Source organism: Allobosea sp. OK403, from assembly GCF_900113835.1.
GTDB lineage: Bacteria > Pseudomonadota > Alphaproteobacteria > Rhizobiales > Beijerinckiaceae > Allobosea.
The window spans coordinates 1-15,953 of the sequence record NZ_FOQV01000002.1; the positions used below are offsets into that span (position 1 = coordinate 1).

The 15,953-nt window shown below is 64.3% G+C and carries 11 protein-coding genes; 7 read left to right on the forward strand and 4 right to left on the reverse strand.

Annotated elements, in window-relative coordinates:
• The coding region (locus tag BMZ97_RS05860) for an NAD(P)/FAD-dependent oxidoreductase (protein ID WP_139221160.1) at positions 1-825 on the forward strand (825 nt) is incomplete at its 5' end.
• Between the two features lie 162 nt (positions 826-987).
• Here the strand turns inward: BMZ97_RS05860 and BMZ97_RS05865 are convergent.
• Positions 988-3,489 carry a hypothetical protein gene (locus BMZ97_RS05865; protein WP_092166691.1) on the reverse strand — a complete coding sequence of 834 codons (2,502 nt, stop codon included), beginning with the start codon at positions 3,487-3,489 and terminating at the stop codon, positions 988-990.
• 171 nt (positions 3,490-3,660) lie between these two features.
• The gene (locus BMZ97_RS05870; protein WP_092166697.1) at positions 3,661-4,896 is read right to left on the reverse strand and encodes a urate hydroxylase PuuD; all 1,236 of its coding nucleotides are present in this window, start codon (positions 4,894-4,896) and stop codon (positions 3,661-3,663) included.
• A gap of 113 nt (positions 4,897-5,009) precedes the next feature.
• On the opposite strand from BMZ97_RS05870, the gene BMZ97_RS05875 reads away from it, so the two are divergent.
• From BMZ97_RS05875 to puuE, 3 genes are all read left to right on the forward strand, one after another.
• On the forward strand, positions 5,010-5,534 hold the full coding sequence (locus BMZ97_RS05875; protein ID WP_092166699.1) for an Imm50 family immunity protein: 525 nt from the start codon (positions 5,010-5,012) through the stop codon (positions 5,532-5,534).
• A gap of 66 nt (positions 5,535-5,600) precedes the next feature.
• Positions 5,601-5,957: a hydroxyisourate hydrolase gene (gene uraH, locus BMZ97_RS05880; protein ID WP_092166700.1), complete on the forward strand. Its 357-nt coding sequence runs from the start codon at positions 5,601-5,603 to the stop codon at positions 5,955-5,957.
• Between the two features lie 5 nt (positions 5,958-5,962).
• Complete coding sequence (puuE, locus tag BMZ97_RS05885; RefSeq protein WP_092166702.1) at positions 5,963-7,384, forward strand: allantoinase PuuE; 1,422 nt, start codon at positions 5,963-5,965, stop codon at positions 7,382-7,384.
• Between the two features lie 311 nt (positions 7,385-7,695).
• On the opposite strand, the gene BMZ97_RS05890 is transcribed toward puuE, so the two are convergent.
• The gene (locus tag BMZ97_RS05890; RefSeq protein WP_092166704.1) at positions 7,696-8,457 is read right to left on the reverse strand and encodes an SDR family NAD(P)-dependent oxidoreductase; all 762 of its coding nucleotides are present in this window, start codon (positions 8,455-8,457) and stop codon (positions 7,696-7,698) included.
• 242 nt (positions 8,458-8,699) lie between these two features.
• Here BMZ97_RS05890 and BMZ97_RS05895 point away from each other — a divergent pair, with 242 nt between their 5' ends.
• The 3 genes from BMZ97_RS05895 to glgX (BMZ97_RS05905) all read left to right on the forward strand — a co-directional run bounded on the left by BMZ97_RS05895 (position 8,700) and on the right by glgX (BMZ97_RS05905) (position 13,536).
• A complete protein-coding gene (locus BMZ97_RS05895) occupies positions 8,700-8,894 on the forward strand; it encodes a hypothetical protein (protein ID WP_092166705.1) in 195 nt (64 codons plus the stop codon).
• 158 nt (positions 8,895-9,052) lie between these two features.
• On the forward strand, positions 9,053-11,530 hold the full coding sequence (locus BMZ97_RS05900) for a glycogen/starch/alpha-glucan phosphorylase (RefSeq protein ID WP_244546270.1): 2,478 nt from the start codon (positions 9,053-9,055) through the stop codon (positions 11,528-11,530).
• Positions 11,531-11,535: 5 nt separating this feature from the next.
• The gene (gene glgX, locus BMZ97_RS05905) at positions 11,536-13,536 is read left to right on the forward strand and encodes a glycogen debranching protein GlgX (protein ID WP_139221162.1); all 2,001 of its coding nucleotides are present in this window, start codon (positions 11,536-11,538) and stop codon (positions 13,534-13,536) included.
• 109 nt (positions 13,537-13,645) lie between these two features.
• Here the strand turns inward: glgX (BMZ97_RS05905) and glgX (BMZ97_RS05910) are convergent, their stop codons facing one another.
• Positions 13,646-15,733, reverse strand: a complete 2,088-nt coding sequence (glgX, locus tag BMZ97_RS05910; RefSeq protein ID WP_092166708.1) for a glycogen debranching protein GlgX — start codon at positions 15,731-15,733, stop codon at positions 13,646-13,648.
• Positions 15,734-15,953 lie beyond the last annotated feature (220 nt).

Below are 15,953 nucleotides of genomic sequence, written 5' to 3' on the forward strand. Positions count from 1 at the left end.
CTCGTCGAGCAGATCAAGCCGTTTGGCCCGACCTTCCACTTGAACCAGATGATCGAGGCGCTGGAGCCGATCGGCACGGCAGACGCCCCGCGCTTCCGCGTCACCACCGATGCCGGCACGGTGTTCGAGACCAAGACCGTCATCGTCGCCGCCGGCGGCGGCTCGTTCCAGCCCAAGAAGCCGCCGATCCCCGGCATCGAGGCCTATGAGGGCAACGCGGTGTTCTATGCCGTGCGCAAGATGGAGGCCTTCCGCGGTCGCGACATCCTGATCGTCGGCGGCGGTGACTCAGCGCTCGACTGGACGCTCAACCTGCAGCCGATCGCCAAACGCGTCACGCTGATGCATCGCCGCGACGATTTCCGCGCCGCGCCCCATTCGGTCGAGCAGATGCGCGCGCTCGTCGCATCCGGCCAGATGGAGATGAAGCTCGGCCAGGTCACCAGCCTCAAGGGCGAAGGCTCGGCGCTCCAGGCCGCGATCTGCCGGGACAGCGAAGGTCAGACCTTCGAGATCGCCTGCGATACGCTTCTGCCCTTCTTCGGGCTGACCATGAAGCTCGGGCCGATCGCCGATTGGGGCCTCAATCTCCACGAGAACCTGATCCCGGCCGATACCGAGAAGTTCGAGACCTCGACGCCTGGCATCTTCGCCATCGGCGACATCAACACCTATCCCGGCAAGCTCAAGCTCATCCTCTCGGGCTTCCACGAGGCCGCGCTCGCCGCCCAAAAAGCCCATCGCTACGTCTATCCCGACAAGCGACTGACCTTCCAGTACACGACCTCCTCAACATCCCTCCAAAAAAAGCTCGGAGTCGCGTGAGCGGACGACGGACGGGGCCACGCGCCCCGTCTAGAGCCGGATGATTTCAGCTGGGATCACCAAGTGATCCCAGCTGAAATCTGAATCCGTCTCTCATCTAAAAGTGAGAGCAGGATCAATGCGAAAAACCGGTTCCCACTTTTTCGCATCCTGCTCTCGCGTTCAGTACTCCCGCGTCGAGGACATGTGCGAGCGTTCGCCAATCTGAGGCTGCGGCACCGAACCGAGACGCAGCGTCTCCAGCGTCACGCGTGACGGCGTCGCCAGCGCAGGCTGGAAGCGGCCGGCGGCATCTCCGGACGCGATTTGCGGCTGCAGCGGCCCGGGCACCGGCAGATCGTCCTCGATCTCGCGCGGCGGATCGACGCGATCCCGGAATTCGGCCAGCGCGCCTTCGATCGGATGGAAGCTGAAGCGGACCTTATGCGTTCCGGCTGGCACCTGCACGGCGCGGAACAGCACATTCGCCTTCAGGATCTCGGTGTCGACACCGTCGACCTGCGCCTGCCACCAGGGATGCCAGATGTCGTTCAGCACGACGAAGCCGGCTTGTGTCGCCGTGACCTCGATCTCGATCTCGGTATTCTGGTAGCGACCGAGCTTGACCTCGCCTTGCGCCGTGCTCGGCCCTTCCGGCAACGCATCGGCCGGCTCGGAATCGAGCAGCACGGCCTGATGCGGATCAACATCCGGCCAGCGCCCGCCAGCCTTCATGCCGTCGAAATCGGCCATCTGCCAGCCACCGACGAACATCACACGCGGCAGCGCGCGAGGGTTCTCGTAAATGTACCCCTCCTTGGTGCGCGCGACGAGCTTGAGGTCCCCGTCATGGAGCTTGTAATCGACCTGGCCGATCGGCACCGGCGTCGCGATATAGCGCAGGCCGAGCAGATCGGCGAGGCGGCAGCGATAGGACGGGAAAAGCGGCGTGAACTTGCGCTCTTTCGGGTCGCCGATCGAATCGCGCGTACCGACCGCCTCGGAGAAATCGGCCAGCCGCAGGGGATTATAGCCCAGCGTATGGTCGAAGCCGTGCACCATGCCGACATTGGGCCATTCGAAGCCCATGCCGAGCAGCTCGACCCGGTCGCGGCGCGACGAGCCCGCGGGCTGCGCGACGAGCCGCTTCAGCGCCCGGACGGTCTCGTTTTGCGTGTCGGGGCGCAGCACGTCATACATGTCGGGCGACAATGCGGTCGATTCATTAGGGCCATTGTTACGGCCGAGATCGGCGCCGATGACGCCCGTGACCAGCACGGCCGCGGCAAGCGGGCCGATGCCATTGCGCCAGCGCATCAGGACGCCCACCACCAGAAGCGACGCGCCGAACCACGCCACGGCGGATGCTGCCGGCCACCAGGCATCGCTCAGATGCTGCTCATCGGCCGAGACCACGAGCGCCAGCATGATCATTGCCGCGACAATTCCGGCTCCGATCGCGAAATCGCGCTTCAGCGAGCTCAGATTCTCCTCCGACAGCAGGCGATGCAGCACATAGCCCGCGAGGATCGCGCCGAGCCCACCGATAAGGAAGGTCGAATCCGCCGGCCGGCGGAAGGCCTTCACGCCCGGCAGATATTCGTAGAACAGGTGGAAGGCCGGCGTGTAGCGGCCAAGCGCGAACAGCACCATGAAGAGGAAGAGCAGGCTGAACGGCCGGACGGCCTTGTCCCAGAGCCAGCCTCGCGTCAGGCCGGGCGCGATCAGCAGCAGCAGCGGCAGTGCACCGATATAGACCTGCCCCATGTTCTGCGACAGGAACAGCTCCTTGGCATTCCAGGCGGGGCTGTAGGGGCCCCAGAAGTCGACCGCGGGATCACGTGCGCCGAACAGATCTGCAACGAAGGCGGTCAGCAGCGAGGCCGGATGCAGCGAGCCACGGCCTGCCTCGACGAAATCGATCTCCGGCCGCGTCGTCGCCTCGGCGAAGAGCCAGGTCCAGAGCAGCGGTAGCGCGATGGTCAGGATACCAGCCACGCTCGCGACCGTGATCGGCGCGAGACTGGCGCGGACAGCCGGCCAACCGCCCGAGAGCCAGTGCGCCAGAACCATGCCGATCAGCACATAGGCGCCCAACATCGCAACCTGGTCCGGCTCCAGCACCATCATGCCGCCAGCGAGGCCAGCGAGTGCGCCGGAGAGCAGCGAGGAGCGTTGCAGCATGCGCGCCGTCAACCAGAACGCGATGGCGAAGAAGGCAAGGCTCGCGATCTGCCCGACATGCTGCACGCGCCAGGCGGCCGAGGCGCCGAAAGCGAATACGATCGCCGCAAGCAGGCCGCCGGCGGGATGCCATTTGCGGTCGCGGAAGAACATCAGCAGGGCAAGGCCGCCCGCGAGCAGATGCGCCAGCACATAGGCATCGACCTCGCGGAAGCTCGGTGAGGAGGTCAGCAAGGCGAGCAGGATCGCGGGCGAAAAGATCAGCGATTGCGGGTCGGCGACCTGGGGGGAGCCGCCGAAGACGTTATGCGTCCAAAATGGTGACTGGCCGCTGTGCAGCGCCTGCGCCAGGAACTGGATCTGCGCCTGGAAATGCGCCTTGGCGTCGAACGGAATCGTGACGGAACCTGAAAGCCATGGCCAGCACAGGATCACCCAGACACAAACAAAACCCACGGCCGCCAGCCGATAGCTGACGCCCTTCTTCAGAAAAGTGTTCAAGCGGACCCCCCGGTCCCCTCAGTACTGGACGATCCCGGATTCGGAACCAGCCTCCATTCTGTCAGTGCGGGGAAAATGCAGTGGTCGACGTGAACCGAAACTGAATGAAATCGGCGCGGCGTTCAGCTTCCGCCCGACAAGGTCAAGGCTTGGTGAGCGCCATCATCCGTTTCAGCGGGTATTCCCAAGCCAGGCAGCCAGCACCCGGCGTTCATCCTGGGTCATGCCGGAGAGATTATTGGGCGGCATCGCATGCGTCATCACCGCTTGCACCCTGATGGCCCGGGCATGGGCGGCGATGAGTTCCGGCTCGTGCAGCAGCACACCCTTGGGCGCGATTTGGATGCCGGGCCAGGACGGCTCCGGCGCATGGCACATGGCGCAGCGCCCGCTGACGATGTTGCTGATCTCGACCGGCGGCAACGCCATTCCCGCCAGCAGGACGGGCTTGGCTGTCGCCAGCGGCGAAAGCCCCAGCCGCTCGCGTCCGCCCGGCGAGGACGCCATCGCGAGCCAGAAGGCGAGCCAGAGCGCCAGGATCGCGACGCCCCAGCACCACCAGGGCGACTTCGCATGGTCGGCGTGGCGGCGATTGTAGAAATGCCGGATCAGCGCGCCCGCGACGATGATCAGCGCCACAAGCGCCGGGATCACCGCCGAATTGGCGTAGGTCACCGGATAATGGTTCGACAGCATCAAAAACAGCACCGGCAGGGTGATGTAGTTGTTGTGCGTCGAGCGCTGCTTGGCCGCCTTGCCGTATTTCGGATCGGGCCTTTCGCCCGCCGTCAGCGCCGCGATGACCTTGCGCTGGCCCGGCATGATGTTGAAGAAGACATTGGCGGTCATGATTGTCGCCATCAGCGCACCGGTATGGATCAATGCGCCGCGCCCGGAAAACACGCTGGCGAAAGCCCAGCTCGCGGCGACGACATAGCCGAAGCCGAAGAGCCCGAGCAGCGCATCGTTCCGGCCCAAAGGTGACTTGCACAGGAAGTCGTAGAACAGCCAGCCCAAGGCCAGCGCCGCGATGCCGATCGCACCCGCCGCGAGCGGCGACAGCGACATCACCGCCGGATCGATCAGATAGAGCTCCGATTGCGCATAATAGACCCAGACCAGCAGGAAGAAGCCCGAGATCCAGGTCCAGTAGCTCTGCCATTTATGCCAGGTCAGCTCGGCCGGCATCACAGCGGGAGCAACCAGGTATTTGCGCATCTCGTAGAAGCCGCCGCCATGGACCTGCCAAGCGCGCCCGCCCTCTCCAGGAGGGATGTCCGCCGCGGGCCGCAAGCTGGCGTCGAGATGGATGAAGAAGAAGGACGAGCCGATCCAGGCGATCGCCGTGATCACATGCAGCCAGCGCAGCAGCATGCCGCCCCATTCGACGAGATAGGCGTCAAGCATCGCACTTCCAGCCTGGACCAGTTTGCCCTTCAATAGCGAGTATGGGGCCGTTCGGAAGAATCATGAAAGGGCTCGTCCGCAACGGGCCTCATTGAGTGAGCGAGGAAGCCGGGATGAAGAAGGACGAATCGGAAGAACTCAGCCTTTGGTCAGAGCTGCCCGGCGGCAACGAAATCATTTCATGGTTCGGCGCTGTTCCCGATTTTCACGACGCTGAGATAGTCGGCTTGAAGCTTGATCGCGGAGGCCCCAGTCGGCTGGACGTCTATTTCTTTCGCCTGCAACAATCGCCTATGTTCAAGCCCAATGTCCTAGAACCCACCGGCGACGCGATCATCACGTTCGAATTCGACCATATCGTAGATCTCAGCCTCGAAGGCTTCAGCCCTCAGAACGTCATCTTTGGTCTCAGGCTAGGACGGGCCAAGCCGAACCCTGAACGAGCTCCCTACTTCGGCATCGACTCGTCGCCTGACGACTACGAGATCGAATTGGATCCCTGCTATGGGCTGTCCGGAAAAATTCGAGCGAGATCCGTGAGATTGTCGCTAGTCTCAGGCAGACCCGAGCCCCTTCGCCCGGTCGGTTCATTGCCACCTTCAAAGCCAGAAGCTGGCGCTGGCGCTGGCAGCACGTAGGCATTTTACGACGGACAGCGTAACTCGTTCTCTGGGTTGATGATGAGAAGCCGGAAGGAAGGCTGAATGGGACGCCTCTCCACCCATGTGCTGGACACGGTCAACGGCAGGCCGGCGCCGGGCGTAGCGATCACGCTCGACCGCCTGCTGCCGGATGGTTCCCGCCGCCGCCTCGTCGAGACCCGGACCAATGCCGATGGCCGCACCGATGCGCCGCTCCTGAGCGGAGACGGGCTCACCATCGGCACCTATGAACTGAGCTTCGCGATCGGCGCCTATTTCCGCGCGCTGGGGGCCCCCCTGCCCGAGCCAGCCTTCCTCGATATCGTGCCGCTGCGCTTCGGCATCGCCGACGCGCAAGGCCATTATCACGTCCCGCTCCTGGCCTCGCCCTGGAGCTACTCCACCTATCGCGGCAGCTGACCCTCATGACCGACACCGCCTATCCGCGCGACCTCAAGGGCTATGGCCGCGACGCCCCCAATCCGCATTGGCCGGGCCAGGCCCGCATCGCCGTCCAGTTCGTGATCAACTACGAGGAAGGCGGCGAGAACAATATTCTGCATGGCGACGCAGCCTCGGAGGCTTTCCTGTCCGAGATCGTCGGCGCGGCGCCGTGGCCCGGCCAGCGCCACATGAACATGGAGTCGATCTACGAATACGGCTCGCGCGCCGGCTATTGGCGGCTCTGGCGCATGTTCACCGAACGGAAGATGCCGGTCACCGTCTTCGCGGTGGCGAGCGCACTCGCACGCTATCCCGAGATCGTCGCCTCGATGCAGGAAGCCCATTGGGAGATCGCGACCCATGGCCTGAAATGGATCGACTATCGCGATGTGCCCGCAGAGCGCGAACGCGCCGACATTCTCGAGGCCATCCGCATCCAGACCGAACTCACCGGCGAGCGTCCGCTCGGCTGCTATCAGGGCCGCACGTCGCAGAACACGATTCCGCTCACCATGGCGGAAGGCGGCTTCCTCTACACGGCCGACGTCTATGCCGACGAATTGCCCTATTGGCTCGCCGGCCCGAGCGGCCCGCAGCTCGCCGTGCCCTATACGCTCGACGCCAACGACATGCGCTTCGCCACGCCGCAGGGCTTCAATGCCGGCGACCAATTCTTTGCCTATCTGAAGGACTCGTTCGACACGCTCTATGCCGAGGGCGAGACGGCGCCCAAGATGATGTCGGTCGGGCTGCATTGCCGGCTTGTCGGCCGACCCGGACGCGCCGCAGCGCTGGCGCGCTTCCTCGACTACGTTCAGAGCCATGATCGCGTCTGGGTCGCAACAAGGCTCGAGATCGCTCGGCACTGGATCAGGCACCATCCGCCTGCCGGCGACTACGTGCCCTCGAAACTGCCCAAGGCGCTCTTTATCGAGGTTTTTGGCCGGGTTTGGGAGCATTCGCCCTGGGTCGCGGCAGCCACCCATGACGCCGGCCTGGCTGCGAGCGAGGACAGCGCCACCGGCCTGCATGCGGCGATGGCGAAAGCGATGCGTGCCGGCTCGCGCGACCAGCGGAAGGCGCTCCTGCTCGCCCATCCCGACCTTGCCGGCAAGCTCACTGCTGCAGGCGAACTGACGCCAGAATCGTGTCAGGAGCAGGCCTCCGCCGGGCTCGACCGATTGACCAGCGACGAGCGCGTCCGCTTCACCGCATTGAACGAGGCCTACAAGGCCCGCTTCGGCATCCCCTTCATCATCGCCGTGAAGGGAATGGGCAAAGACGAGATCGTCGCGGCTTTCGAAGCGCGCCTGAAGAGCTCGCCGGAACAGGAATTCGAAACAGCACTCGGACAGGTGGAAAAGATCGCGCTGTTGCGGCTGAAGGAGTTGCTGCCGGTTTAGTGGAGAGGGACAGGAGTGAAGTGCCGGCCCCTGGACCAGTCACGTGACGCCCTTGCCGTCATTGCGAGCGCAGCGAAGCAATCCAGGGGACGTAGAGCGAGGCCTCCTGGATTGCTTCGCTGCGCTCGCAATGACGATGGAGCGGTGGTCAGGGCGGTCAAACGTCAAACGGCCGACCCCTCACCCTGCCCTCTCCCACCAATCTCGGGCTTGCCCGAGATTGGCAGAGATAGTGCTCCAAGTCGGAAGCATCCGACTTGGATTGGAGAGGGTTCCCCGCGGTTCCGTGCCTCGCCGCCATTGCGACAAACTCACAGCCCGCTGACCAGATGCCCGCCGTCGACAGCGATGACCGACCCGGTCATGAAGCGCGAGGCATCGGCGCAAAGCAGCAACAGCGCTCCGTCGAGATCGCCGAGATCGGCGGCGCGGCGCATCGGAATGCGCTTGATTAGCGCCTGTCCCGCCTCGGTCTCGAAGAAATCGCGGTTGAGATCGGTGATGACATAGCCCGGCGCCAGCGCATTCACCCGGACCTTGTGGCGCGCCCATTCCAGCGCCAGCGCCTTGGTGAGCTGGATCAGGCCGGCTTTCGCCGCCGCATAGGGCGCGACCGAGATGGCGACCCGCTCGCCCAGGATCGAGGCGATATTGACGATCGCACCACCACCATCCTGCCTGGCCATGATCCGTGCTGCGGCCTGCGCGGCGAAGAAGCAGCCCTTCAGATTGACGTCGAGATGCGCATCCCATTGCGCCTCGCTGAGCTCGAGCGCGCGCTCCGGCGCGGCAACCCCGGCATTGTTGATCAGCACGTCGAGCCCACCCATCGCCGCACTCGCCTCGGCAAGCCCGACCTCGATCGCAGCGACGGAGGACACATCCAGGGCAAGCGGCCTCACCGTGCCGGGAAGGCCTTCGCAGGACCGCGCCAGCGCGCTCAGGCGGTCGAGCCGTCGTGCGGCCGCGACGACCTCGGCGCCCTGCCCCGCCAGCAGCGTGACGAAATGCGCGCCCAGGCCCGACGACGCGCCCGTCACCAGCACGCGCTTTCCCTTCAAATCCTCGAACATGCCGGTTCCCTGTTTCATCCCCGCAGCGAGGGGACACCGCGAGGCCGGGCGGGTCAACCAGCTAGAGCGTTTTCGAGCGAAGTGGGTACCGGTTCGCGTGAAGAAAACGCGCTAAAACAAAAGATTAGAGCAATTGAGCGATCCAATTGGATCGTTAAATCGCTCCCGCCGGGCTAGGCGAAAAGGAACCGTCCCGGCCGGGGCGCGTTGATCGGACTGGGTGGACATGGGAGGGATAGTTGATGTTCCGTCTTCTTCTAATCATCGCTGTGCTCGCGATCGGCTATGACGCCGTCGTGCATCAGGGCGCCTATACACGTAGCGCCTGGGTCAGCATCGTCGGCCTCGCCGATTCAGCAGTGACCAACGCCAAGAACATGGGCGAGAAAAACATGGGCGAGACAGCGCGCGAGGAACCCCGCAGCCAGACCAACTGAGCGGGGCGCATGCGCGAAAACCGGCAGCCGGATGGTCGCCGGCTCTCATCCGCCTGGCCGAGCCCGCCGCGAAAGATGCTGCAATGCGGTGGTTTCGGCTGGACTTGATCGGGCGTTGCCTCGACACTCGCGGCAGCGAAACAGCTGGGATTCCACGCTTGACCGAGACAGCCGCCGAAGCAAGGCCGACATCCGCCGCTGAATCGAAAGATCTGGTCGAAACGCTGAAGGCCGAGATCGTCAGGAAGCTGACCTATTCGCTCGGCAAGAACCCCTCCGTCGCGCAGCCGCATGACTGGGTGACCGCGGTCATCCTCGCCGTGCGCGACCATGTCGTCGATGTCTGGCAGCGCTCGACCCATGAGAGCTACCAGACCGGGCGCAAGCGGGTTTACTATCTCTCGCTCGAATTCCTGATCGGCCGTTCGCTCGCCGACGCGCTGAACAATCTCGGCCTCACCGGCCCGGTGGCGCAGGCGATGGCCGATCTCGGCGTCGATCTCGGCGCGATAGAGACGATCGAGCCCGACGCGGCGCTGGGCAATGGCGGCCTGGGACGTCTGGCCGCCTGCTATCTTGAGGCCATGGCCTCTACCGGTGTTCCCGCACTCGGCTACGGCATCCGCTACGACCACGGCCTGTTCAAGCAGGTGATCGATGGAGGCAAGCAGGTCGAGGTGCCCGAAGACTGGCTCTCCTTCCGCAACCCCTGGGAGTTCGAACGCCGCGAAAGCGCGTATCAGATCGGCTTCGGCGGCTCGGTCGCCGCTACGGAGAAACCGGGAGAGGTCGTCTGGGAGCCGGAAGAGACGGTCTTCGCCGTCGCCTATGACACACCGATCATCGGCTGGCGCGGCCGCGACGCCACCACGTTGCGGCTCTGGCGCGCCCGCGCGATGCACCCGCTGAAACTCGACGCCTTCAACCAGGGCGACCTGATAGGGGCCGTCGCCGAGCGAAACCGCGCCGAGGCGATCTCCAAGGTTCTGTATCCGAACGATTCCACGCCGGTCGGACAGGAATTGCGCCTGCGTCAGGAGTTCTTCTTCACCTCGGCCTCGCTGCAGGACCTTGTGCGCCGGCACTACCGCCAGTTCGGCAAGCTCGACAACCTGCCCGACAAGGTCGCGATCCAGCTCAACGACACCCATCCGGCGCTCGCCGTCGCCGAGATGATGCGCCTGCTGGTCGACGAGCACGGCCTCGCCTGGGAGGACGCCTGGACGATCACAAACGGCACGATCTCCTACACCAACCACACCCTTCTGCCCGAGGCCCTGGAGACCTGGCCCGTCGCCCTGATGGAGCGGCTCTTGCCGCGCCACATGCAGATCATCTTCGGCATCAATGCGCGCTTTCTCGACGGCGTCCGCCGCTCGGCCGGCGGCGACAAGGTCGAGCTTTCAACCATCTCGCTGATCGACGAATCCCATGGCCGGCGCGTGCGGATGGCTCATCTCGCCTTCGTCGGCTCGCATACGGTCAACGGCGTCTCGGCCCTGCATTCGCGTTTGATGCAGGAAACGGTCTTCGCGCCGCTCCACGCCATCTTCCCCGACCGCATCACCAACGTCACCAACGGCATCACGCCGCGCCGCTGGCTGCTCAGCGCCAATCCGGGCCTGACCAAGCTGCTGCAGGATGTCTGCGGCCCAGGCGTGAGCGACGACATCACCCAGATCCATAAGCTCGCGGCCCATGCCGGAGAGACCGCCCTGCATGAGCGCCTGGTTGAAATCCGCCGCCAGAACAAACTGAAGCTGGCGCAGATGATCCGTCACGAGACCGGCGTCGTGGTTGATCCTGCGGCCCTGTTCGACGTGCAAATCAAGCGCATCCACGAATACAAGCGCCAACTGCTCAACATTCTAGAGACGATCGCGCTCTATGACGCGATCCGCTCCGAGCCCTATCGTGATTGGGCACCGCGCGTGAAGATCTTCGCCGGCAAGGCCGCTTCGAACTACGGCACGGCGAAAGCGATCATCAACCTGATCAACGACGTCGCCAATGTGGTGAATAACGACATCACCACCCGCGACCGGCTGAAGGTCGTGTTCCTGCCAAACTACAATGTCAGCGCGGCCGAGGTCATCATTCCCGCCGCCGACCTCTCCGAGCAGATCTCGACTGCCGGCATGGAGGCATCGGGCACAGGCAACATGAAGTTCGCGCTCAACGGCGCGCTGACCATCGGCACGCTCGACGGCGCCAATATCGAGATCGGCGAGCGCGTCGGCGCCGACAATATCATCATCTTCGGCATGACCGCAGAAGAGGTCGAGGCCGCCAAGCGCAATCCGCGCTCGACCGAGGAGATCATCCGTTCCGCCCCGCATCTCGAAGGCGTGCTCGACGCCGTCGCCGACGGCGCCTATTCGCCGCGCGAGCGCGACCGCTATCAGGGCCTTGTCGCGGGCCTGCGCGCCAATGACTGGTTCATGGTGTTGAACGATTTCGAGAGCTACCGTCAGGCGCAGCGCCGCGTCGATGCGCTCTGGGCCGACCAGGCGGGCTGGTGGAAGAGTTCCGTCATCAATACCGCTCATTGCGGCTGGTTCAGCGCCGACCGCTCGATCCGCGAATATGCCGAGCGCATCTGGCATGTGCCGGCGCGCCCGGCACCGCAAGGCTGACCCACTTGGCCGACGCCTGGCGGACCGCGCCCTGCGCCCTGCCGGCGCGAATGGGCGCGAGCCTCACGCAGGACGGCGTCGCGTTCGCGGTGTTCTCCCGCAATAGCGACAGCGTTCAGCTCTGCCTGTTCGACGATGACGGCGAGCGCGAGATCGCCCGCCAGCCCCTGCCCTGCCGCAGTGGCGATATCCATCATGGCCTGCTGCCGGGCGCGAAGCCCGGCCTGCGCTATGGCCTGCGTGTCGAAGGGCCCTGGCAGCCCGAACGCGGCCACCGCTTCGATGCAACCAAGCTGCTGGTCGATCCGTATGCGACGCTGATCGACCGGCCCTTTCGCTGGGATCTCGCCTTGGCGGCTCCACCCTCGGCCGGAATAGACACGGCCGCATTCGTGCCGCGCTGCATCATCACCGGATCCGAGCCAGCCTGGATCAGGCCGGGCCGAGAGCCTACGCCCGCCTTCATCTACGAACTCGGCGTCAAATCCTTGACGATGCGCCATCCCGGCGTCCCGCAGCCTCTGCGCGGAACGCTGGCGGCGCTCACCGCCGAACCTGTCCTTGCCCATCTGCAACGGCTCCGCGTCAGCCATGTCGAATTGATGCCGGTTGCAGCCTGGATGGATGAGCGCCATCTGCCGCCGCTCGGGCTGAGCAATGCCTGGGGCTACAACCCGGTCAATTTCTTTGCGCTCGATCCGCGCCTCGCTCCCGGCGGCGAGGCCGATCTGCGCGCGCTCTGCGCGGCCTACGCCCAAGCCGGCATCGGCGTCATCCTCGACATCGTCCTCAACCACACCGCGGAAAGCGACGAGCATGGCGCGACGATCTGCCTGCGCGGCCTGGATAACGCTGTCTATTACCGTCACGCCACGGACGATCCCGGCAAGTTGATCAACGACACCGGCTGCGGCCATACGCTGGCGCTCGACCGCGCGCCGGTCCTGCGCATGGCGACGGATGCGCTGCGGCATTGGCGGGCCTGCGGCGTCGCGGGCTTCCGCTTCGATCTCGGCACGGTGATGGGCCGCTCCGATACCGGCTTCTCAGCCGAAGCGCCGCTGTTCGCCGCACTCCTGCAGGATCCCGATCTCGCCAACGCCCTCTTGATCGCCGAGCCCTGGGACATCGGCCCCGGCGGCTACCGGCTCGGCGAATTCCCCTCTCCCTTCGCCGAATGGAACGGCCGCTATCGCGACGATATCCGCCGCTTCTGGCGCGGCGACGAAGGAGCGGCAGGCGCGCTAGCGACGCGCTTGTCGGGCTCGGCCGATCTCTTCGCCGGCCGGCATCGCGGCCCCAATGCCAGCATCAATTTCATCGCCGCCCATGACGGCTTCACACTCGCCGACCTCGTCGCCTACGCCGCCAAGCACAATGAGGCCAATGGCGAAGACAACCGCGACGGCGACAATGACAGCCACAGCTGGAACAACGGCATCGAAGGCGTCAACGACGACGCGGCAGTGAAGGCCGCGCGCGATCGCGACATCCGCGCGCTGCTGGCGACCTTGTTTCTCTCGCGCGGCATTCCGATGCTGACGGCCGGCGACGAATTCGGCCGGACTCAATTCGGCAACAACAACGCCTATGCCCAGGACAATGACAGGTTCTGGCTGGATTGGGCCGGAGCGGATCAGGAGCTGATCGCCTTCGTCGCCCGGCTGGCCGCCCTGCGCGAAGAGTACCCCCTGATCCGTGGCGAGAGCTTTCTGACGGGGCAGCCTTCGGAGGGCTCGGAGCGTCCAGACGCGACCTGGCTGCGCGCCGATGGGGCGCCTCTCACTGACGCCGACTGGCGCGGGCTCGATGTTTTTGGGCTGTTGCTTACGGGTCCCAATGATGCCGTGCTGATCGCGTTCAATCGCCGGCATGAACCGACGATCTTTGCGCCGCCGGACGCCTTGGCGGGAAGAGCCTGGCGTCAAGTCTTCTGCAGCTCCTCTGCTGGAGAAGCAGCCCGGTTGCCGCCACGCGGCGTTTCGCTGTTCGCAGAGATCTCCTGACCTCCGCCATCATTCTCGGGCGAAGCCCTCGGGTCCGATCTTCGATCGGCCCAAGGATAAACTCCGCGCAGACCTGAGAATCTCTGATCAGATCTGCTCGGATGCTCGCTTACATCAGGACGATCAGGGACCTTGCCGAGAGCGTCAGTTCACTCTCGGCCTTCAAACCTTTGCGTCCCTCGTCCGAACCCGGTCCCGTCTCGGTGTCGAGCACAACAGACCAGGCCCCCTGCTTCACTCGCGCCGGCAACTTGAACACCACCTCGCCGTCGAAGGCGTTGAACAGGATCAGCGCCTCGTCGCCGCCTTGCTCGACGTCTGGCGTGTGCATCAGGAGCCCGATGGCGCGCACGCCCTCATCGTCCCAATGCTCCTCTTGCTGATCACCGCCGGCCGGATTGACCCAGCGCAGCACGCAGCCATCGCGGAAGCTGGAGCGACGGAAGATCGCGTGCTCTGCGCGCAAGCTGCTGACGCGCCGCACGAAGGCGGTCAGCGCCTTGTCGCGCTCGCTTAGCTTGTCCCATTTGATCCAGGCGAGCTCGTTGTCCTGGCAGTAGACGTTGTTGTTGCCATCCTGCGAGTGGCCGAGCTCGTCCCCTGCCAGGATCAGCGGCGTGCCATGCGAGAGCAGCAGGGTCGCGAGCAGATTGCGCTTCTGGCGTTCGCGCGCGGCGATGACGCTCTCGTCATCGCTTGGTCCCTCGACGCCGAAGTTGAAGGACAGATTATGTCCGTGACCGTCCTTGTTGTCCTCGCCGTTCGCGTCGTTGTGCTTCTCGTTGTAGGAGACCACATCGTTCAGCGTGAAACCATCATGAGCGGTGATGAAGTTGACGCTCGACCAAGGCCTGCGCCCGCGCAGATCATAAACATCGCCCGAACCCGTCACGCGCGCCGCGAGATCGCGGATGATGCCCTCTTCGCTCTTCCAATAGGCTCGCGTGGTGTCACGATATTTGTCGTTCCACTCGGCCCAACCGGGCGGAAAACCGCCGACCTGATAGCCGCCAGGCCCGATGTCCCAGGGCTCCCCGACGAGCTTGACCTTGCGCAGAACCGGATCCTGGCCGATCGCATCGAAAAAGCCGCCGCGTTGGTCAAAGCCGTGCGGCTCGCGGCCCAGGATGGTGCCGAGGTCGAAGCGGAACCCGTCGACCTCCATCACCTCAGTCCAGTAGCGCAGCGAATCCAGCACCATCTGCAGAACGCGCGGATGGCTGGTGTTGACCGTGTTCCCGGTGCCGGTGTCGTTGATGTAGAAGCGCGCCTCGTCCGGCAGTGTGCGGTAATAGGAGAAGTTGTCGATGCCCTTGAAGGAGAGCGTCGGGCCGAGCTCATTGCCTTCGGCAGTGTGATTGTAGACGACGTCGAGAATGACCTCGAGGCCGGCATCGTGGAATTTGCGCACCATGTCGCGGAAGGACGCCAATCCAGCCCGCCCCTCATAGCGCTGCTCGGGCGCGAAGAAGCCGATCGTGTTGTAGCCCCAGTAATTGGTCAGGCCCTTGGCGACGAGATGGTGGTCGTCGAGATAGGCATGGACCGGCAGAAGCTCGACCGAGGTGACGCCGAGGCTCTTGATGTAGTCGACGATCGCCTGCTGCCCGAGCCCGTCGAAAGTTCCGCGCATGTCTTTGGGCACCGCCGGATGCAGCTTGGTGAAACCGCGCACATGGGTTTCGTAGAAGATCGTCCGATCCCACGGAATCAACGGCCTCGCCGGCGCCGCGGAATCGGCTGACAGATCGCAAACGACGCATTTTTGCGTGAATGGCGCGCTGTCGAGTTCGCCGAAGCTCAAATCCTTGTCGACCTCAGCGTTGACGTCATAGCCGTAATGGGCGTCGTTCCAGGCGATATCGCCGGCATATTCCCTGGCATAGGGGTCGAGCAGCAACTTGTTGGGGTTGAAACGATGGCCCTCTTCCGGCGCAAAACGGCCATGGACGCGATAGCCATAGCGTTGCCCCGGCCTCACGCCCGGCAAATAGCCGTGCCAGACCTCATTGGTGTATTCCGGCAGAGTGATGCGGGCGATCTCGCTCTGCCCGCCCTCATCGAAAAGGCAAAGTTCGACGCGCTCGGCAGACGCCGAGAACAGCGCGAAATTCGTGCCGCCTCCGTCGAAGACAGCGCCCAGATCTCCCGCCTGCCCAGCCTCGATATCGAAGCGCGCGCCATTATTGTCAGCCATGCCTGCCCTCTTGGCGGAGCAGGCGCGGCGACAGTAGCAGCGGCAACTGCTCCTTATCCGCCGCATCGTGCATTACACCTGCCGCGAGATCTGCAACGTCTCCCCGCCCAAGCGGTTCCCGGAGATCGGCCCAGAAATTGCATCAATATTTTGCATTGCAACATGGAACCTTAACCTTTCCGAAGTGTTCTCAAAACAGCGTTCAGGCGGGAATTGCGAC